Origin of the sequence: Sphingobium sp. DN12 (assembly GCF_051058005.1) — a bacterium.
GTDB classification, from domain to species: Bacteria; Pseudomonadota; Alphaproteobacteria; order Sphingomonadales; family Sphingomonadaceae; genus Sphingobium; species Sphingobium yanoikuyae.
In genome coordinates this window covers 4,519,313-4,539,644 of record NZ_CP173717.1, presented here as the reverse complement: position 1 = coordinate 4,539,644, position 20,332 = coordinate 4,519,313, and the positions used below count along the sequence as shown (strand labels likewise).

General features: G+C 66.0%; 18 protein-coding genes and 1 tRNA gene. All 19 read left to right on the top strand.

Going from position 1 to position 20,332, the window contains the following annotated elements:
- The first annotated feature begins 17 nt into the window (after positions 1 to 17).
- Positions 18 to 2,285 (top strand): FdhF/YdeP family oxidoreductase, encoded by a 2,268-nt coding sequence (locus ACI6S0_RS21555; protein ID WP_434404284.1) that lies wholly within the window; start codon positions 18 to 20, stop codon positions 2,283 to 2,285.
- Positions 2,282 to 3,133 carry a formate dehydrogenase accessory sulfurtransferase FdhD gene (gene fdhD, locus ACI6S0_RS21550; protein ID WP_434404282.1) on the top strand — a complete coding sequence of 284 codons (852 nt, stop codon included), beginning with the start codon at positions 2,282 to 2,284 and terminating at the stop codon, positions 3,131 to 3,133. The genes ACI6S0_RS21555 and fdhD overlap by 4 nt, the downstream gene beginning before the upstream one ends.
- Positions 3,134 to 3,420: 287 nt before the next feature.
- Positions 3,421 to 3,579 (top strand): hypothetical protein, encoded by a 159-nt coding sequence (locus ACI6S0_RS21545; RefSeq protein ID WP_004209804.1) that lies wholly within the window; start codon positions 3,421 to 3,423, stop codon positions 3,577 to 3,579.
- Between the two features lie 8 nt (positions 3,580 to 3,587).
- Entirely contained in the window at positions 3,588 to 6,023 is a 2,436-nt protein-coding gene (locus ACI6S0_RS21540; RefSeq protein ID WP_434404281.1) for a TonB-dependent receptor, read from the top strand.
- A gap of 22 nt (positions 6,024 to 6,045) precedes the next feature.
- Entirely contained in the window at positions 6,046 to 7,464 is a 1,419-nt protein-coding gene (locus tag ACI6S0_RS21535; protein ID WP_434404279.1) for an MFS transporter, read from the top strand.
- 31 nt (positions 7,465 to 7,495) lie between these two features.
- On the top strand, positions 7,496 to 8,434 hold the full coding sequence (locus ACI6S0_RS21530; protein WP_279730658.1) for a TauD/TfdA dioxygenase family protein: 939 nt from the start codon (positions 7,496 to 7,498) through the stop codon (positions 8,432 to 8,434).
- A 92-nt stretch (positions 8,435 to 8,526) separates the two neighbouring features.
- Positions 8,527 to 10,161: an arylsulfatase gene (locus tag ACI6S0_RS21525; protein WP_434404277.1), complete on the top strand. Its 1,635-nt coding sequence runs from the start codon at positions 8,527 to 8,529 to the stop codon at positions 10,159 to 10,161.
- 152 nt (positions 10,162 to 10,313) lie between these two features.
- The gene (gene lptB / locus ACI6S0_RS21520) at positions 10,314 to 11,099 is read left to right on the top strand and encodes an LPS export ABC transporter ATP-binding protein (protein WP_010336951.1); all 786 of its coding nucleotides are present in this window, start codon (positions 10,314 to 10,316) and stop codon (positions 11,097 to 11,099) included.
- Between the two features lie 45 nt (positions 11,100 to 11,144).
- Complete coding sequence (rpoN, locus tag ACI6S0_RS21515; RefSeq protein ID WP_097385228.1) at positions 11,145 to 12,662, top strand: RNA polymerase factor sigma-54; 1,518 nt, start codon at positions 11,145 to 11,147, stop codon at positions 12,660 to 12,662.
- Between the two features lie 207 nt (positions 12,663 to 12,869).
- Positions 12,870 to 13,721 carry a D-amino-acid transaminase gene (locus ACI6S0_RS21510; protein WP_434404276.1) on the top strand — a complete coding sequence of 284 codons (852 nt, stop codon included), beginning with the start codon at positions 12,870 to 12,872 and terminating at the stop codon, positions 13,719 to 13,721.
- Positions 13,722 to 13,941: 220 nt separating this feature from the next.
- Complete coding sequence (locus ACI6S0_RS21505) at positions 13,942 to 14,931, top strand: MarR family transcriptional regulator (RefSeq protein WP_434405983.1); 990 nt, start codon at positions 13,942 to 13,944, stop codon at positions 14,929 to 14,931.
- A gap of 68 nt (positions 14,932 to 14,999) precedes the next feature.
- Positions 15,000 to 15,075, top strand: a tRNA-Val gene (locus ACI6S0_RS21500).
- Positions 15,076 to 15,223: 148 nt separating this feature from the next.
- A complete protein-coding gene (locus ACI6S0_RS21495) occupies positions 15,224 to 15,403 on the top strand; it encodes a hypothetical protein (RefSeq protein ID WP_434404275.1) in 180 nt (59 codons plus the stop codon).
- A 54-nt stretch (positions 15,404 to 15,457) separates the two neighbouring features.
- Positions 15,458 to 15,685, top strand: a complete 228-nt coding sequence (locus ACI6S0_RS21490; protein ID WP_017501516.1) for a zinc-finger domain-containing protein — start codon at positions 15,458 to 15,460, stop codon at positions 15,683 to 15,685.
- Between the two features lie 56 nt (positions 15,686 to 15,741).
- Positions 15,742 to 17,184: a metalloprotease TldD gene (tldD, locus tag ACI6S0_RS21485; protein WP_037518485.1), complete on the top strand. Its 1,443-nt coding sequence runs from the start codon at positions 15,742 to 15,744 to the stop codon at positions 17,182 to 17,184.
- Between the two features lie 87 nt (positions 17,185 to 17,271).
- Entirely contained in the window at positions 17,272 to 17,847 is a 576-nt protein-coding gene (locus ACI6S0_RS21480; RefSeq protein ID WP_434404274.1) for a DUF924 family protein, read from the top strand.
- Between the two features lie 156 nt (positions 17,848 to 18,003).
- Positions 18,004 to 18,342: a P-II family nitrogen regulator gene (locus ACI6S0_RS21475; protein ID WP_004209785.1), complete on the top strand. Its 339-nt coding sequence runs from the start codon at positions 18,004 to 18,006 to the stop codon at positions 18,340 to 18,342.
- 13 nt (positions 18,343 to 18,355) lie between these two features.
- On the top strand, positions 18,356 to 19,702 hold the full coding sequence (locus ACI6S0_RS21470) for an ammonium transporter (protein ID WP_048936200.1): 1,347 nt from the start codon (positions 18,356 to 18,358) through the stop codon (positions 19,700 to 19,702).
- A 223-nt stretch (positions 19,703 to 19,925) separates the two neighbouring features.
- Entirely contained in the window at positions 19,926 to 20,324 is a 399-nt protein-coding gene (locus ACI6S0_RS21465) for a hypothetical protein (protein WP_434404272.1), read from the top strand.
- The last annotated feature ends 8 nt before the right edge of the window (positions 20,325 to 20,332 follow it).

Sequence of the window (20,332 nt, the reverse complement as noted above, 5' to 3'; positions counted from 1 at the left end):
ATGTGGGACAGACGACCATGGACAAATCCGCCGAAGACCTGATCCCCGACACGGTGGAAGGCGTCTCCAGCTATGACGGCCCGGCCGGCGGCTGGGGCGCGCTTCGTGCGGTGGCAAAGACGGTCGCCGAACAGATGCGCGCCAGCCCCGACACCCGCGCCCTGCTGCAGATGAACCAGCCCGACGGCTTCGACTGCCCCGGCTGCGCCTGGCCCGACCCCAAGCACACTTCTTCGTTCGAGTTCTGCGAGAATGGTGCCAAGGCCGTCACCTGGGAAGCGACGGTCAAGCGCGTCGATCCCGATTTCTTCGCCCGCCACAGCGTCAGCGAGCTATGGGACTGGACCGACCACAAGCTCGAAGATGCCGGCCGCCTGACCGAACCGCTGCGCTATGATGCCGCAACCGACCATTTCGTGCCGATCAGCTGGGACGAGGCCTTTGCCCGCGCCGGCGCCGCGCTCCAGGCGCTCGACCATCCCGACCAGGCCGAATTCTATTGCTCGGGCCGCGCCTCGAACGAATCCGCCTTCCTCTACCAGCTGTTCGCCCGCGAGTTCGGCACCAACAATTTCCCCGACTGTTCGAACATGTGTCATGAGGCGACCAGCACCGGCCTCCCCAAGTCGATCGGCATCGGCAAGGGCACGGTGACGCTGGAGGATTTCGACCATGCCGACGCGATCTTCTGCATCGGCCATAATCCCGGCACCAACCATCCCCGCATGCTGAGCACGCTCGCCGCCGCGTCCAAGCGGGGCGTGCCGATCATCGTCGCCAACCCGATGCGCGAACGCGGGCTGGAACGCTTCAAGTCGCCCCAGCATCCCACCGAAATGCTCTCGCCCGGCGCCACCCCGCTCGCGTCCGCCTATCATCAGGTGCGGATCGGCGGCGACATGGCGATGCTCAAGGGGATGATGAAGGCGCTGCTGGCGATCGAGACACAGCAGCCCGGCACGCTCGACCACGATTTCATCGCTCAGCACACCGAAGGCTTCGACGCCCTGCGCGCCGATATCGAGGCGACCCAATGGCCGTGGATCGAGCGCCTGTCCGGCCTCACCCGCGAAGCGATCGAGAGCATGACCCATGTCTATGCCAAGGCCGACCGGGTCATCATCTGCTATGGCATGGGCATCACCCAGCATCGCCACGGCACGCAGAATGTGCAGGCGCTGGCCAACCTGCTGCTGCTGCGCGGCAATCTCGGCAAGCCGGGCGCCGGCATCTGCCCGTTGCGCGGCCATAGCAATGTGCAGGGCGATCGCACCGTCGGCATCACCGAACTGCCGACCGAGGCGATGCTGCAACGGCTCGACACCGCCTTTTCCATCCAGTCGCCGCGCAAGCATGGCCATAATGCGGTCGAGGCGCTGGCCGCCATGCATGCCGGCGAATCTAAAGCGCTGATTTCCCTCGGCGGCAACCTCGCCGTCGCCATGCCCGATCCTGATGCCTGTTTCGCCGCCGTGCGTCGGCTCGACCTGTCGGTCAACATCCTCACCAAGTTCAACCGCACCTGCCTGCTGACCGCGCGCGAGACGCTGGTGCTGCCCTGCCTTGGCCGTACCGAACTGGATCTGCAGGCCGCCGGCCCGCAATGGGTGACGGTGGAGGACAGCATGTCGATGGTCCACGCCTCGCGCGGCAAATTGAAGCCCCCCTCGCCCCATGTCCGTTCCGAACCGGCAATCGTTGCGGGCCTGGCCAAGGCCGCCATGCCCGCCAGCCGCACCGACTGGGACGGCATGGTCGCCGATTATGACCGCATCCGCGACGGGATCGAGGCGGTCTATCCCGACTTCCGCGACTTCAACATCCGGGTGCGCGAACCGGGCGGTTTCCGCCTGACCGTCGGCCCCAGCGAACGCGTCTGGAACACGCCCAGCGGCAAGGCGCAGTTCATCACCCACCCGGCCGCGCCGGACGCGGGCGCGCTGCCGCTGCTGCTCACCACCATCCGCAGCCATGATCAGTATAATACGACCATCTACAGCTATGATGATCGCTATCGCGGCATCCATGGCCGGCGCGACATCATCTTCGCGAACGAGATCGATCTGGCGGAGATGGGCCTGGCCCATGGCGACAGGGTCGATGTGACGACGCCCGCCGGGCGCGAACTGCGCGGCTTCACCATCGTCATGCACGCCATCGCGCGCGGATCGCTCGCGGCTTATTATCCCGAGGCGAACAATCTCGTCCCGCTCGACGATTATGATCCGGCCAGCGGCACCCCCGCCTACAAGTCGATTCCCGTCACGGTGCGCGCCGCCCGATGAGCGACGCCGACCGGCCCGTCCGCTTCACCCGGATCACCCCGGACGGCGGCCGCGCGCCCGTCACCCGCGCAGTCGCGGTCGAATGCCCGGTCGCGCTCGAATATAATGGCATTGGCTATGCCGTGCTGATGGCGACCCCGGCCGATCTGGATGATCTCGCCACCGGCTTCGCTCTGTCCGAACGGCTGATCGATAGTGCCGCCGACATCATCGACATCGACATCCATGAAGCGCCCCAGGGCCTGTTGCTGCGCATCCGCCTGATCGCCGACCGCCATGACCGCATCCTCGCGCGTGTCCGCCACCGCGTCGCCGAATCCGCCTGTGGCCTGTGCGGCATAGAGAATCTGGAACAGGCGCTGCGTCCGTTGCCCCGCGTCACCGCCGTCACCCAGGCCACCGACGATGCCCTGTTCCGCGCCCTCGATGCGCTCGACGCGCGCCAGCCGGGCAACCAGCGCACCGGCGCCCTCCACGCCGCCGCCCTCGCCGCATCCGACGGCACGCTCCGCCTCGCGCGCGAGGATGTCGGCCGCCACAACGGCTTCGACAAGCTGATCGGCGCCATGGCCCGCGCCGGCCTTGGCTGGGACGGCGGTTTCGCCCTCCTCTCCTCGCGCTGTTCCTATGAACTGGTGGAAAAGGCCGCGCTCGCCGCCTGCCCACTGCTCGTCACGCTTTCCGCCCCCACCAGCCTCGCACTCGATCGCGCCGCCGAATCGGGCCTGCGCCTCATCACCCTCGCCCGGCGCGACGCCATGCTCGAACGGGCGGATGGACCGGCACAGCGCAATTTGGGCACGGCCAAGCAAAACTTGGTTGAGCCAGACACTCTATCTTATAAGTAGAGATTGCCTGAAACGGAGCGGACTGGTCCCCGCCCGGATGACGACATCGGCATCGGACCCGCGGCTTTTGATCGGGATGCAGCTTGCTCCGCGTCACCAACAGCTAAAGCGCACGATGCTCGGGCGACGACGCCAGCTTCGTGTTCCCCCCAACAGAATGGGGAATGAAACGATGTGCCATCCATCTGAAATCTAGGGCCTGACGCCCGCCACGCAGCGCGCTGCTTCTCAGCGCGCCTCCATCCGCCCGTCCTCCGCCGATGCGTCGTGCGGGAAAGGGGGATCGCATGCCCGTGGAAGCTCGCGGCCGACGCGCGTCGCCGCACCCAGCCTATTCCGTGTCGCTGCTCCAGGCGGCCGCCGCGCTCTACGGCCTGAATGCCGTGCGCGACGATGCCCTGCGTCCGCAGCCCACAAGCAGAACAGACAAGAAATTCAGGGAGTAAGCCTCTTCATGTCCCAAGTCCTCGCGCCCAGCCGACCCCGGCACGGCCTGTCCCTCCGTCGCCTGCTGCTCGCCGGCGTCGCTATCGGCCTGCTGCCGAGCGCCGCTCATGCCGCCGACGAACCCGCCGCCGCGGCGCCTGCCCCGGCCCCCGAAGCCGCCCTGGATGAAGGCGATTATGGTGCGCCCATCCTGGTCACCGCCCGCCGCCGCGCCGAAAAGGCGCAGGACGTGCCGGTCGCCCTCTCCGTCGTCGGCGGCGATCTGGTCGAACAGCGCGGCGACTATACCCTCGCCGCCGTGCAGCAGGTCGCGCCCAGCCTCCAGCTGTTCAGCTTCAACCCCCGCAACACCAACATCAACATTCGCGGCCTCGGCTCCAATGTCGCCCTGACCAATGACGGCCTCGAAAATGGCGTCGGCGTCTATATCGACGATGTCTATTATGGCCGGGTCGGCGCCAGCCAGTTCGACCTGGTCGACCTTGAACGGATCGAGGTGCTGCGCGGGCCGCAGGGCACCTTGTTCGGCAAGAACACCACCGCCGGCGCGATCAACATCACCACCCGCCAGCCGAGCTTCGATTTCGGCGGCCAGGTGGAAGCGACGCTGGGCGATTATGGTTTCCATCAGGTGCGCGGCTCGGTCACCGGTGGCCTGACCGATTGGGCAGCAGTGCGCGTCAGCATCGCCGACACCCATCGCGATGGCTTCCTGACCAATGTCCATAACGGCAAGAAAATTCACGATTACGACAATTTCACCGCGCGCGGCCAGCTGCTGCTGACCCAGGGTGAGGGCTTCAGCCTGCGCCTGATCGGTGACTATGCCAAACAGACGCTCAATTGCTGCGTCCGCCTGCCCAGCACCGTCTTCACCACCTATGATGACGGCAATACCATCGCGAACAATTTCGCGATCCGCGCCGCCCGTGCCGGCTACACGCCGCTCGCCACCGATCCCTTCGCCCGCAAGGTCGATGTCGACGGCCAGTTTCAGGCGAACATGAATCAGTGGGGCATTTCGGGCAAGGCCGACTGGGATGTCGGCCCGGTGACGCTCAGCTCCATCACCGCCTATCGCGCCTGGAACTGGTATCCGCGCAACGACAGCGACGCCACCTCGCTCTCGGTCAACACGCTCAACCACCAGGAAAATAACCAGCGCCAGTTCAGCCAGGAATTTCGCGTCGCCTCCAATGGCGACACCCGCCTCTCCTATGTGCTGGGCGCCTATTATTTCTGGCAGATCATCAACGGGTCGGGCGCCGCCGGCTATGGCGTGGACGCGCCGCTCTGGCTCTTCCCCAATGCCGATCCGGTGGTCAGCAATGCGGCGGTCAACGGCTTCGTCGCCCGCTCCAGCTCCAATCCGGAAACCAAGAGCGCGGCGCTGTTCGGCCAGGCCAGCTACGCCATCATCCCCGACAGTCTCTCGCTGACGCTCGGCCTGCGCTACACGCATGAAAAGAAGCAGGGCAGCTACAGCCAGTGGTGGGCGGAAGGGAATGATCTCTCCAGCCTGACCGCGGCCCAGCGCACCGCCGCGATCGCGCTGCGCAACAGCCTCAACCCCGTCACCAGCTACTCGACCGGCTTCACCGACAACAGCCTCTCGGGCCTGGCCACCCTGTCCTACAAGGTGACGCCGGACGTGCTGGTCTATGCCACCTATTCGCGCGGCAACAAGTCGGGCGGCCTCAACCTCACCAACATCCCGGCCGGGGTCAGCCCCGATGTCGGCGGCGAGAAGGTCGACAATTACGAAGCCGGCGTGAAGAGCCAGTTCTGGGGCGGCAAGGCGACGCTCAACGCCGCCGCCTTCTGGACCAACATCTTCGACTATCAGACCGCGATCACCGAACAGATTGTCGGCACCAACAGCACCCGCAATTACATCACCAACATTCCCGAGGCGCGCGCGCGCGGCTTCGAGCTGGATGGTGCGCTGGCGCTCAGCCGCTATGTCAATCTCAACGCCTCGCTCGCCTACACCGACGCCTATTATGTCGACTTCAAGAACGGCCCGACCCCGGTCGAGGCGCTGAACCCGACCACCGGCGGTTCCGCCGTCAGCGACCTTAGCGGCAAGCCGCTGTCGGGCGTTCCCGAATGGTCGTGGAGCGCGGGCGGCGACTTCGCCATTCCGCTCGGCACCACCAAATGGGGCGACGCGCAATTTTACGGCCGCGCCGACTATAGCTGGCGCTCCTCCTACTACACCGCCGTGTCGGACAGCCGCTACTCGCTGGTGCCAAGCTACGGCGTCGCCAATGCGCGCATCGGCGTGCGGCTGGACGATGGCCTGATCGACCTGTCGCTCTGGGCCAAGAACCTGTTCGACAAGGATTATGTCGACACGCTCTCGGTCGCGAACACCGGCCTCGTCACCGCCACCGTCGGCGATCCCCGCACCATCGGCGTCACCCTGCGCAGCAAATTCTGACCCCCAATACGGAGGCAAGATCATGGCTACCCTTCCCTACGCAGACTATCTGGATGACCGGACCCGGCAACGGGCCCGGCCGGAAGACCCCGCCCGCGTCGGGGAGGGGGAACCCTCGCGCCTGCGCCTCACCGGCTTCGCCTCGATCGCGGTGCCGATCGCCGGCGCCGGCCTGCCGCTCGCCTTGTTCGTGCCCCAGCTTTACGCCACCCAGTTCGGCCTCTCGCTCGCCACCATCGGCTTCATCTTCCTGCTGGGCCGCATCTGGGATGTCAGCGCCGATCCGCTGGTCGGCGCGCTCAGCGACCGCACCCGCAGCCGCTTTGGCCGGCGCCGCCCATGGATCGCGGCCGGCGGCCTGTTGTTCGGCCTGTCCTCCGCCCTGCTCTTCTTCCCGCCAGCCGCGCTGGTGACGCCCGCCTATCTCGGCGCCGCCCTCTTCTTCTTCTATCTCGGCTGGTCGATGATCGAGATCCCGGCCTCCGCCTGGGCCGGCGAGCTGTCGCGCCATTATCATGGCCGCACCCGCGTCGTCAGCTATCAGGCGCTGCTGCGCGCCATCGGCCTGCTCGCCGTGCTGGTGCTGCCGACCATCCTCGACCAGGTCGAACCGGGCAATGGCACGCTGAAGCTGCAACTGGTCGGCGGCTTCATCATCGCCACCCTCATCCCGAGCCTCGCCCTCACCCTCTTTTCCGTGCCCGAACCGCCGGTGCCCGCCACCCCGCCGGTCCGCCAGAGCTTCTGGCGCGCCACCAGCGTCATCTTCTCCGACCGGCTGCTGCTGCGCGTACTCGCCTCCGACGCGGTGGTCACCGCCGGCCAGTCGATCCGCGCCAGCCTGATCGTCTTCTTCGCCGTCTGGTATATGGGCCTGCCCGCCTGGGCGAGCGGCCTCTATCTGCTCCAGTTCATCTTCGGCGTCGCCGCCGCGCCGATCTGGCTGCGCATCGGCACCCTCATCGGCAAGCGCCAGGCCGCGATCTGCGGCGAAATCGCCCAGGCGGCGATCAATATCGGCCTGCTCTTCGTCTTCCCCGGCGGCCTGCCGCTGCTGCTCGCCCTCACCATCGCCCAGGGGCTGACCCAGGGGTCGGGCAACCTCATGCTGCGCGCCATGGTCGCCGACGTGGCCGACGCCCACCGGCTGCGCACCGGCCATGACCGCACCGGCCTCTTCTTCTCGGTCTTCGCCCTCTCGGCCAAGCTCGGCCCGGCGATCGGCATCGGCATCGCCCTGCCGCTCATCGCCTGGCTCGGCTTTGCCGCCGGCCCGTACAACAGCCCGGCCGCGCTCGAAGGGTTGAAGACCGTCTTCGCCCTTGGCCCGGCCCTGGCCCACATCATCGCCACCCTCATCATCTGGCGCTTCCCGCTCGACGAAGCCGCCCATGCCGAAATCCGCCGCGCCCTCGACCAGCGCGACGCGATCCCCGCCTGACCGTCCACGCATAATCTTAAGGAGACCTGCCATGACCATCCTGACCCAGAGCTTCCTCAACGCCGCCGATGCCGACGGTCCGCTCGATATCGTTCCCGTCGCCGGCCGCATCGGCGCGGAGATTCGCGGCGTCGCGCTGGGCGGCGACCTTGACGACGCCACCATCGCCGCGATCCGCGCCGCCCTCGTCCGCCACAAGGTGATCTTCTTCCGCGCCCAGCATCATCTCGACGATGCCGGCCAGGAAGCCTTTGCCGAGCGTTTCGGCAAGCCCGTCGCCCACCCGACCGTCCCGGTCGTGCCCGGCTCCAAATATCTGCTGGAACTGGATTCGAAGGAAGGCCGCGCCGCATCGAGCTGGCACACCGACGTCACCTTCGTCCCCGCCTATCCCGAATCCTCGATCCTGCGCGCCATCGTCATCCCGCAGGCCGGCGGCGACACGCTCTGGGCCAATACGGCGGCCGCCTATGAGGAACTGCCCGAACCGCTGCGCCAGCTCGCCAACAGCCTGTGGGCGGTCCATTCCAACCTCTATGACTATGCCTCGGTCGTCACCAACGCGAACGAGGAAGCGGTGAAGCGCTATCGCGAAGTCTTCGCCTCGACCGTCTATGAGACCGAACATCCGCTGGTCCATGTCCACCCCGAAAGCGGCGAGCGCTCGCTGATTCTGGGCCATTTCTTCAAGCAGTTCGTCGGCCTCAGCCAAGCCGACAGCCAGCGCCTCTTCGCCACCTTCCAGGACGCCGTGACCCGGCCGGAAAACACCGTGCGCTGGCGCTGGCAGCCGGGCGACGTCGCCATCTGGGACAATCGCGCCACCCAGCATCGCGCCATCGCCGATTTCGGCACCCAGCATCGCCAGCTGCGCCGCGCCACCATCGCCGGCACCGTCCCCGTCTCGATCGACGGCCGCAACAGCCGCATCATCAAGAAGGAAGATGGCAAGATTGCCGAAGCCGCCTGAGCAGGGCTTGCTCACCCCCACAACCTGCCCCTGAACTTCGGCACACTGGGCCGCGTTCCATTCGGACGCGGCCCCTTTTCACGGAAGACCCCATGAAGCTCCGCACTGTCCTTGCCAGCCTGGCGCTGGCCACCGCCCTCACCACGCCCGCGGCGGCGCAGGAAAAGCGTCCCAATTTCCTGGTGATCGTCGCCGACGACCTGGGCTATTCCGATCTCGGCGCCTTTGGCGGCGAGATATCCACACCCAATCTCGACCGGCTCGCTCTGTCGGGCGTGCGCCTCACTGGCTTCCACACCGCGCCGACCTGCTCGCCGACCCGCTCGATGCTGCTGTCTGGCACCGACAATCATCGCGCAGGCCTTGGCACGATGGCGGAAATGCAGGCCCCCAATCAGGTCGGCAAGCCCGGCCATGAGGGCTATCTGCGCACCGACATCGCCGCCCTGCCCGAAGTCCTGACCGCCGGCGGTTATCGCACCCTCTTTTCGGGCAAATGGCATCTCGGCCTCACGCCCGAGCAGGATCCCCATGCCCGCGGTTTCCAGCACAGCTTCGCGCTGCTGCAGGGGGCGGGCAATCATTATGGCACCGACATTTCGGCCACGCCCAAGCCCGGCTTCACCACCTATCGCGAGGATGGCCGCACGCTCGAAAGCCTGCCCAGCGACTATTATTCCTCCGACGCCTTCGCCACCAAGCTGATCGACCAGATCAAGGCGACCAACGACGACAAGCCCTTCTTCGCCTATCTCGCCTTCACCGCGCCGCACTGGCCGCTGCAGGCCCCGGCCGAAACCATCGCCAAATATAAGGGCCGCTATGAGGCAGGCTATGAAGCGCTGCGCACCGAGCGGCTCAAGAAGCAAATCGCCCTCGGCCTGGTTCCGGCCAGTGCCGCCCAGCACCCCCTTGAAAACAGCAAGCCCTGGGCAGAGCTGACCCCGGATGAAAAGAAGACCGCGTCGCGGACGATGGAAATCTATGCCGCGATGGTCGACCGGCTCGACCAGAATGTCGGCCGGGTGATCGATGCGCTCAAGGCCAGCGGCGAATATGACAATACCGTCATCCTCTTCCTCGCCGACAATGGCGCCGAGGGGATGGATCTGGTCCACGCCAAAAATCCCCGCTTCCGCGCCCGCGCCGAGGCGGCCGACAACAGCTATGACAATCTGGGCAAGGACAGCAGCTATATCAGCTATGGCCCCGGCTGGGCGCAGGCGGCGACCACCCCCTCCTGGCTCTACAAGGCGTTCGCGACCGAGGGTGGCACCCGCACCACCGCCTTTCTCTCCGGCCCGGCCGTCAAGAAGCCCGGCAGCATCGCCCATGACTATCTCAACGTCATGGACGTCGCCCCCACCCTGATCGACCTCGCCGGCATCGCCCCGCCCAAGGGGACGTTCCAGGGCCGCACCGTCCAGCCGATCCGCGGCACCAGCTGGGCGCCATGGCTCGCCGGCAAGGCCGCGACCGTCCACCCCGCCTCCGAGGCGATCGGCACCGAATTGTTCGGCTCGCGCGCATTGCGCCAGGGTGACTGGAAGATCACCGATGCCGGCGATGGCCAATGGCATCTGTTCAACATCGCCGCCGATCCGGGCGAAACCACGGACCTGTCCGCCCGCGAACCGGCACGCCGGGCGGCGCTGGAAAAGGCGTGGGATGCCTATGCCAGCGATGTCGGCGTCGTCCTGCCCAACCCGCGCATCATGGTGGAATAACCCGCGCATCAGGGGGATGGCACGCCCATCCCCCTCTTCTCCATCGCATTTTCCCCTTGCCCCGGCGGCGATCCCATGCACAAAGCTTGCCAATTGCCGCAGACGGACCCATGTCCGCCGCACCCCGATTTGGCGGCACAAGGATTGAAGTGATGGACGATGTGACGATCCAGGACAGGGCCGCTTCAGCGCGACCGCTCGCTCCGCAGGAAGTGGGTGAGGGCCTGTCCGTCATCTCGATCGCGAAAAGCTATGACAAGCGCGTCGTCCTGTCCGACGTGTCGCTGACCGTGGGCAAGGGCGAGGTCGTCGGCCTGCTCGGCCCCAATGGCGCGGGCAAGACGACCTGCTTCTATTCGGTCATGGGCCTCGTCCGTCCCGATCAAGGCCGCATCATCCTCGACGGCCAGGATATTACCGGCCTGCCCATGTATCGCCGCGCGATCCTGGGCCTGGGCTATCTGCCGCAGGAAACCTCGATCTTCCGCGGCCTGACGGTCGAACAGAATATCGGCGCCGTGCTCGAAATGGCCGAACCCAACAAGGCCGCCCGTGCCGAGAAGCTGGAACAGCTGCTCGACGAATTCGGCCTGACCCGTTTGCGCGATTCCGCCGCCATGGCGCTGTCCGGCGGCGAACGGCGTCGCTGCGAAATCGCCCGCGCGCTCGCCGCCGATCCCTCGATCGTGCTGCTCGACGAGCCGTTCGCCGGCATCGACCCGCTGTCGATCGCCGACATTCGCGACCTGGTGAAGCAGCTCAAGACGCGCGGCATCGGCGTCCTCATCACCGACCATAATGTGCGCGAGACGCTGGAAATCGTCGACCGCGCCTGCATCATCTACAGCGGCCAGGTGCTGTTCGCCGGCAGCCCGACCGAACTGGTCGCCCATCCCGATGTTCGTCGCCTCTATCTGGGCGAGAATTTCCAGCTCTGACATGATCGGCCGGCGCCCCCTCGCTGATGCAGGACGGCCCGGCTGATGGCGCTCGGGCCACGCCTCGACATCCGCCAGAGCCAGTCTCTGGTGATGACGCCGCAGCTCCAGCAGGCGATCAAGCTGCTGGCGCTGTCCAATCTGGAGATCGAGGCGTTCGTCGCGGGCGAACTGGAAAAGAACCCGCTGCTCGAACAGGGCGCCGCCGATGACGGCGGCCGTGAGGGCAGCGGCGTCGACCGCGAGGTGGAGGCGCCCACGCTGGCCGCAGAAACCGGTGCCAGCGACGATCTGATCGCCCAGGGGCTGGGCGGCGCCGACAGCCCGCTCGATGTCGATCATGGCGCGGAAACCTTCATCGACGATGGCCCGGCCGACCGCATGGCTGCGGGCAGCGGTTCAGGCTCGCTCGACATGCTCGGCGGCGGCAGCGGTTCGGGCGAAGCGGTCGATTTCGACAGTTTCGCCAATGCCGCGCCCAGCCTGCAGGAACATCTGATGGATCAGGCCCGCAGCACGCTGTCGGGCATGGACCTGCTGATCGCCACCCAGCTGATCGGCCAGATCAGCGAAGCGGGCTATCTGGAGGCCAATCTGCTCCAGACCGCCCATGGCCTGGGCGTTCCACTCTTCACGGTGGAAGGCGTGCTGGAAGTTATCCACAGCTTCGATCCCACCGGCGTGGGCGCCCGCTCGCTTGCCGAATGCCTCGCCCTTCAGGCGAAGGAGGCGAACCGCTACGATCCCTGCATCCAGCGGCTGCTCGCCAATCTCGACCTGCTGGCCAAGGGCGCCCTGCCCCAGCTGCGCCGCATCTGCGGCGTGGATGAGGAGGATCTGGCCGACATGATCCGCGAACTGCGCGGCTATGATCCCAAGCCCGGCCTGCGCTTCGCCAGCGACAGCGCCACGCCGGTCACGCCCGACCTGTTCGTCAGCCGCACCCGCGAAGGCTGGGGCATAGAGGTCAACAGCGCCACCCTGCCGCGCGTGCTGGTCAACCGCACCTATTATGTCGAACTGGCCGGCGGCCCGCAGGACAAGGCGAGCAAGGCCTGGCTGGCCGACTGCCTCGCCAGCGCCAACTGGCTGGTGAAGGCGCTCGACCAGCGGCAGAAGACGATCATCAAGGTGGCGAGCGAGATCGTCCGCCAGCAGGAGGATTTCTTCCGCAACGGCGTCGCCTATTTGAAGCCCCTGACCCTGCGCGCGGTCGCCGACGCGATCGAGATGCATGAATCGACCGTCAGCCGCGTCACCTCGAACAAATATCTCTCCTGCCCGCGCGGCCTTTACGAACTCAAATATTTCTTCACCAGCGGCGTCGCGGCGGCGGATGGCGATGGCGCCGTCTCGGCCGAAGCGGTGAAGAGCCATATCAAGGCGCTGATCGGCGCGGAGGAAGCCCATGCCATCCTCTCCGACGACACGTTGGTCGACCTGCTGCGCGCCAAGGGCATGGACATCGCCCGCCGCACCGTCGCCAAATATCGCGAATCCATGGGCATCGGCTCCTCGGTCCAGCGCCGCCGGCAAAAGGCGCTCAAGGGCAAGGCCGCCTGAGCCTGTCCTACAGCGGCCCTTTCCCCTATCATCGGCGCTACCATCCCCTGACTTTCCGATAGGATCAGGCCAGCGCAAGATAATGTCACAATGTGCGGGAAATACGCGAAGTTAAGCGGAGCAAATCCTATTTCGCTGCCTTGACCCCGGCCGCCGCGGCGGCAAAAGCGGCGGCGTAAATCATCAGATCAAGGATCGCCCGCCGCCATGTCCGTCGCCTATCTCAACGGCCAGTTTCTGCCGCTCGAAGACGTCCGCATCTCCCCGCTCGATCGCGGCTTCCTGTTCGCCGACGGCATTTATGAAGTGGCGGCCGTGATCGATGGCCGGCTGGTCGACAGCGCCAGCCATCTCGCCCGGCTGGAACGTTCCTGCACCGAAATCGGCATCGCCCTGCCGCTGACCCTGGACGAGATCGAGGCGGCGCAGAAGGCGCTGGTCGCCCATAATGGCCTTGGCGAGGGCCTGGTCTATCTCCAGATCACCCGCGGCGCCGATGTCACCCGCGACTTCATCCCGCCGGCCGGGTTGCAGCCGACCCTGTTCATGTTCGTCCAGAACAAGACATTCCTCGATGTGCCCGCTGCGAAGAGCGGCGTCGCGGTCGCCACCATGGCCGATCTGCGCTGGGCGCGGCGCGACATCAAGAGCGTCGGCCTGCTCGCCCAGGCGATGGCCAAGATGGCCGCCAAGGAAGCCGGCGCGCAGGAAGCCTGGATGATCGAGGATGGCTTCATCACCGAAGGCGCCTCCTCCACCGCCTTCATCGTCACCGACGAAGGCATCGTCACCCGCCCCTACAGCCAGTCGGTGCTGGCCGGCTGCACTGGCGCGGCGCTGACGGCCCTTGCGGAAGAAAGCGGCATCGCCGTGATCCGCCGCCCCTTCACCCTCGCCGAAGCGCTCGCCGCCAAGGAAGCCTTCATGACCAGCGCGTCCACCTTCTGCCTCTCGATCGTCAGGATCGACGGCCAGCCGGTCGGCGACGGCACCCCCGGCCCGGTCGCGACCCGGCTGCGCGAACTCTATATCGACTTCGCCCGCCGCACCGCGGTCTGACCTGCGACGAAATGAGTCCATTTCGGATCGAATAGGCAGAACAGGGCGCCCGCATCAGCCGGCGCCCTTTTCGTTTCCGCATCCCCGCCGATATCTCGGCCGCGTGACGGCCATCACGACAGCCCCGTGCATTTGCGCCATTATGGAGTCAGCGCCGGCTGCGCCCGGTGGGCAAGCGGCTAAGCTGCGGAACATAACAGGCACGGGAGATTGCGTGGTGATGGCCAGTCCCTTCTCGACCGATCATGATAGCCCCTATGCCGCGCCGGATGACCGGCGCGGGCTGCTGATCGTTGCCGATGACGAGTGGTTCGACGATGCTGCCATGCTGGCCCATGCCGCCGGTCTCCGCCTGCTCGGCACCGTGCCGCTCGGCCAGGCCGCCGTCCGGCTCGACATGCAGGTGGGCTGCGACGTCGTGCTGCTGCTCTGCCACCGACCCGATCCATTGCTCGAACGACTGATCGTCCAGGTCGAGACGATCGCGATCCAGAATCGCATGGCGGTGGTCCTGCTCGCCGGGATCGAGACGCTCGACATGGCCTATGCCTGCATGCGCAGCCCGCAGACCCAGTTGCTGTGCAGTCCCGACAATAGCGACATTGCCGCCGCCCTGCTCGCCGCCGCGCACGGCGATGCTCTGCCCCGTAATCTGCATGACGCCACCCATGAAAGCGACGGCAACCGGCTGCAGCGGCTGAGCGAGGAAGTCAGCCGTCTCGCCCGCACGATCGAGGCCCTGACCGATCGGCCGCGCCCGACGCTCCCCACGTTCGACATGCCCGCGCGCATCGCCGACCGCCAGGGCGGCTATACCGCCATGCCGGCCATGGCCACGATCGGCGCGGCCACCATGGCCGAAACCGCCTCCGTCACCGCCGCCCAGGTGCGCGACCTGCTGCGCGCCCGCCGGCTGCGTGCCGATTTCCTGCCCGGCGACCTGTTCGCCGATCCGGCCTGGGACATGATGCTCGATCTGCTCGCCGCCCGGCTGGGACAGGCCCATGTCTCGGTCTCCAGCCTCTGCATCGCGTCCGCCGTGCCGCCGACCACGGCGCTGCGCTGGATTCGCACGCTCACTGACAAGGCCCTGGTCGAGCGCCGCGCCGATCCGCATGACGGCCGCCGCATCTTCATCGCGCTGGCCGATGACGCAGCCGAGAAGCTCATTCGCTGGTTCGGCGCCAGCCATCGCTATCGCGCGCACTGATCTACCCCATCGGATAAAGGCCGCTTGACCCGCGCCCAAAAAAATCTAGAAGCGCCCGCACCCCATGGGGGCGATTAGCTCAGTTGGTAGAGCGTCTCGTTTACACCGAGAATGTCGGCGGTTCGAGCCCGTCATCGCCCACCAGTTTCGCCGAATGAGAAGCCGTCCGGGGGACGGCTTCCGGCGAAACTCCCGAGCGACAGCGAAGGGCTTAGCGCCCCCGCAAACCCGCCCCGATCCGCACCCGTAACATTCATCCTGCAGCAAGCATGGTTCCGGCATCTTCCCGCCCATGCCGATCAGCTTCTTCCTTGGCGGCTCCGTCGCGCCGATATTGCTGATGCTGTCGCCCTTCGCGGTGATGGCGGTCGGCAATTGTGCCGACTGGCAAGCCAAGGCTCCAAGCGCAAGGATCGCGGCAAAGTCCCCCGCCGACGCCGGCTGCACCCAGCCCCGCTATCCGCTGATGTAATCACGCGCTGCCAGATATTGCGGCGCCGCGTCACCGCTGCTAATTCCGCCTCCCATGATCCAGCCGCCCGAAATCATCCGAGTCACCAAGTCCCGCGTCTCCTGCGACGGTTCGGGTGACATTCCCGCCGCCCTTGGCCATCCGCGCGTCTTCCTGGAAATCGACGAGCATGGCTATGTCGATTGCGGCTATTGCGATCGCCGCTTCGTGCTGGCCGGCGGCGTCGCCGACAATGCCGAGATAGGCAACAAGCCGGACATCGCCTCGGGCGCCAGCCTCTAAGGCACCCTCTAAAATTTCCATTGGGCATCCGTCATGCCGCGCCTATATCGGGCGGCATGACCGATCTCGCTTCGCAATTCACTGATGCCCGCGGCCTGCTCTATCGTCCGGGCCTGCTCGATCCCGATGGCGCGCGCCGCCTGACCGCGCAGGCGCTTTCGGCCTGCGACGATGGCGAGCTCTACCTCCAATATCGCGCCAGCGAGAGCTTCGGCTTTGACGACGGCCGGCTCAAGACCGCCGATTATTCGACCGATGCCGGCTTCGGCCTGCGCGGTGTGTCGGGCGAGATGACCGGCTTTGCCCATGCCAATGACCTGAGCGAAGCGGCAATCCGCAAGGCGGCGCAGACGCTGACCCTGCTCGATCCGGCCAAGGGCCAGCCCGCCCCGCCGCCCCAGCGCACCAATCGCCACCTCTATACCGACGCCAATCCGCTGGAGCTGGTGCCCTTCGCCGAGAAGGTGACCCTGTGCGCCGCGATCGACGCCGCCGCCCGTGCCCGCGACCCGCGCGTCGCCCAGGTCTCGGTCAGCCTCGCCGGCAGCTGGTCGGTGATCGAGATCGTCCGCGCCGACGGCTTCACCGCCAGCGACATCCGCCCGCTCGTCCGCCTCAACGTCTCGGTCATCCTGGAAGAAAATGGCCGGCGCGAAACCGGCGTGTTCGGCATTGGCGGTCGCTATCTCTATGATCAGGTGATGGACCCCAAGATCTGGAACCGCGCCATTGACGAGGCGCTGGCCCAGGCGCAGGTCAATCTCCGCTCGGTCGCCGCCCCCGCCGGCGAGATGACCGTGCTGCTCGGCCCCGGCTGGCCGGGCGTGCTGGTCCATGAAGCGATCGGCCATGGCCTGGAAGGCGATTTCAACCGCAAGGGCACCAGCGCCTTTTCCGGCCGCATCGGCCAGCGCGTCGCCGCGCCGGGCGTCACCGTGGTCGACGATGGCAGCATCCTCGATCGCCGCGGCTCGCTGTCGATCGATGATGAAGGCACGCCGACCCAGGAAAATATCCTGATCGAGGACGGCATCCTCAAGGGCTATATGCAGGACCGCCTCAACGCCCGGCTGATGGGCGTCGCGCCGACCGGCAATGGCCGCCGCGAATCCTATGCCCATGCGCCGATGCCGCGCATGACCAACACCTTCATCAAGGGCGGCCAGGACGATCCGGAAGAACTGCTGTCGCGCGTCAAGTCGGGCATCTTCGCCAAGAGCTTCGGCGGCGGCCAGGTCGACATCGTCTCGGGCAAGTTCGTCTTCTCCTGCACCGAGGCCTATAAGGTCGAGAACGGCAAGATCGGCGATCCGATCAAGGGCGCGACCCTGATCGGCGACGGCCCGACCGCGCTGACCAAGGTGATCGGTATCGGCAATGACTGGGCGCTCGACGAAGGCATCGGCATGTGCGGCAAGGGTGGGCAGAGCGTGCCGGCCGGCGTCGGCCAGCCGACCCTGCTGATGGACGGGCTGACCGTCGGCGGCACCGCCGCCTGACCCCATTCCTGCCATGGCGGCGCGGTCACCCGACCCGCCGCCGCCATGGGCCGAGGAACCGGGCGGCGATCAACACGTATTTTGCGTATGAACATGCTGACCGACAGCCATGACGCCGTGACCGCCGACTGGGCGGCGGCCCTGCTCGACTTCTGGTTCAACCAGGTGGGCGAGGAAGGCTGGTATAGCCATGATCCGGCGCTGGACCAGCATTGCATCGACCGCTTCGCCGTCCTGTGGAGCGAGAAGCGGAAGCTTCCGGCCGAAAGCTTCCTCGACCGCGCCGACGATGCGCTGGCCGCCGTGCTGCTGTTCGACCAGTTGCCCCGCAACATGTTCCGCGGCCAGGCCCAGGCCTTTGCCACCGACCCGATCGCTCGTGACGTGGCGCGCGGCGCCATCGCGCTGGGCTATGACATCCAGATTGGCGGGGCGGGCCGGCTCTTCTTCTACATGCCGTTCCAGCATAGCGAGGATCTGGCCGATCAGGAGCTGTCGCTCTCCCTGTTCGAAGGGACCGGCGACGCCCGGTCGCTCGATTTCGCCCGCCAGCATCATGCAACCATCGCGCGCTTCGGCCGTTTCCCCCATCGCAACGCTGCCCTGGGCCGTACCACCCTGCCCGCCGAGGCGGCAGCGGTCGCCGAAGGATCACAATGGTAGGCAAGAACATGCCTATTTTTTAGGCATGGCTGTGCATCTGCACATTTTTTCGGCGGCGCAACAATCTCCCCTAGTGGAAATCCCGCGTTAATGCGTCATTAGCAAATTGGCACGCCTCTTGCTGGTATGTCGCCGCACACCAAATAAGGGGGCGACATGAAACTTGTCATGGCTATCATCAAGCCGTTCAAGCTTGACGATGTCCGCGAGGCTCTTTCCTCGCTTGGCATCGCCGGTATGACGGTCAGCGAAGTGAAGGGCTTTGGTCGCCAGAAGGGCCAGACCGAAATCTATCGCGGCGCCGAATATTCCACCAACATGGTTCCCAAGATCAAGATCGAGGTGGTCTGCGACGACGACCTCGCGCCGCGCGTGGTGGAAGCGACGCAGGCCGCCGCCAATTCGGGCGCGATCGGCGATGGCAAGATCTTCGTCCTCGATGTCGGCCAGGCCGTGCGCATCCGCACCGGCGAGACCGGCGAAACCGCGCTGTAAGAAGGGGGGAATGATGACCTTTTCGAAGAAGATTTGCGGCGCGCTGGGGGCCACCGGCCTCTCGCTGTTCGCCGCGCTGCCCGCCTGGGCACAGGACGCGGCCGCGCCGGCCGCGACCGTGGACAAGGGCGACGTTGCCTGGATGATGACCTCTACCATCCTCGTCTTCCTGATGATCCTGCCGGGCCTCGCCCTGTTCTATGGCGGCCTTGCCCGCAGCAAGAACATGCTGTCGGTGATGACGCAGATCGGCGCCGCCGCCTGCCTCGCCATGCTGATCTGGGTCATGTACGGTTATTCGATGGCCTTCGGCCCCGATTATACCAGCGGCCTCTCCAACGTCGTCTCGACCTTCGACAAGGCGTTCCTGAAGGGCATCACGCCCGCTTCGCAGGCCGCGACCTTCACCGCCGGCGTCGAGATTCCGGAATATGTCTTCGTCTGCTTCCAGATGACCTTCGCCGCGATCACCGTTGCGCTGGTGCTGGGTTCGGTGGTCGAACGCATCAAATTCTCGGCCGTGATGGTGTTTGCCGCCGTCTGGCTGACGATCGTCTATTTCCCGATCGCGCACATGGTCTGGGCTGCTTCGGGCTATTTCTTCAAGGCCGGCGCGCTCGATTTCGCAGGCGGCACCGTGGTCCACATCAACGCCGGCGTCTCGGCGCTGGTCGCCGCGATCATCCTGGGCAAGCGTATCGGCTATCCCAAGGAACCGATGGCCCCGCACAGCCTGACGCTGACCGCCGTCGGCACCGGCCTGCTGTGGGCCGGCTGGTTCGGCTTCAACGCCGGTTCGGCGCTGGAAGCCAATGGTTCGGCCGCGCTCGCCATGATCAACACCTTCGTCGCCACCGCATCGGGCGGCCTGTTCTGGATGCTGATCGAACGCGTCAATGGCCACAAGGCGTCGGCCCTGGGCTTCTGCTCGGGCGTCATCGCCGGCCTCGTCGCGGTCACCCCGGCCGCCGGCAACTCGGGTCCGTTCGGTGCGATCGTGCTGGGCGCCGTTGCCTCGATCGTCTGCTTCTATGCCGTCACCGTGCTCAAGCCCAAGCTTGGCTATGACGACAGCCTGGACGCCTTCGGCATCCACGGCATCGGCGGCATGATCGGCGCCATCGGCACCGCCATCGTCTACTCGCCGGCCCTCGGCGGCCCCGGCGCGGCGGACTATGAAATCGGCGCCAAGCTGCTCGTCCAGATCGAAGCGGTCGTCGTGACCATCATCTGGGCCTCGATCGGCACCGCCATCGCCATCTTCATCGCCAAGGCCATCACCGGCCTGCGGGTCAGCCAGGAGGTCGAATATGAAGGCCTCGACCTCGGCGAACATGGCGAACGCGCCTACAATTACTGAGATTGGCAGGGCGGCCCATCCCACAGGCCAGGGCCGCCCGCCTCACCTTGTTCCTCCTGCGAACATGCCTTGGGGTCGGTACGAAAGTACCGGCCCTATTTTTATCCACAGGGCAGGCAGCGGGTCGAGTTCAATGGGCCGGGTACGACCACTTTTTACCATTCGCATGGCCTCGACGCTCGCCCAATTGCGGACGCTGCGGATCCGGGGCTAAGCTCAGTAAATGATCCAGTCTATCCCGAATTTCCACGATGGCTACGTGACAGGGTTAAAGGTACGCGAAGGTGGCGCTACGCTCTACTTGCGGCAAGTAGATGGCGCAGATTTCAATTTGATCCTTGAAGGCCTTGAGGCGCTGCAAACCGATGATTTTCGGCAGGGCAATATCATATCGCACGTCGATATTATCGGAGGGTGCTTGCTGAGCGCCGATGCCCTTGATCGGCTCTATGAGCCGCCACATCCGGCTGCGGCCCCGCAATATCACGAGAAACACGCCTCTTTTGTAAAAGGGCAAGTAGAGCGGATCAAACGCGGGGAAGCTCAGTTACTGATGATCGTCCCGTCCTATGGCGCAGATTTGTTAGCGATATGCCGACAGGTGCATTGCGTAGCAGCCTGATGGCTGTC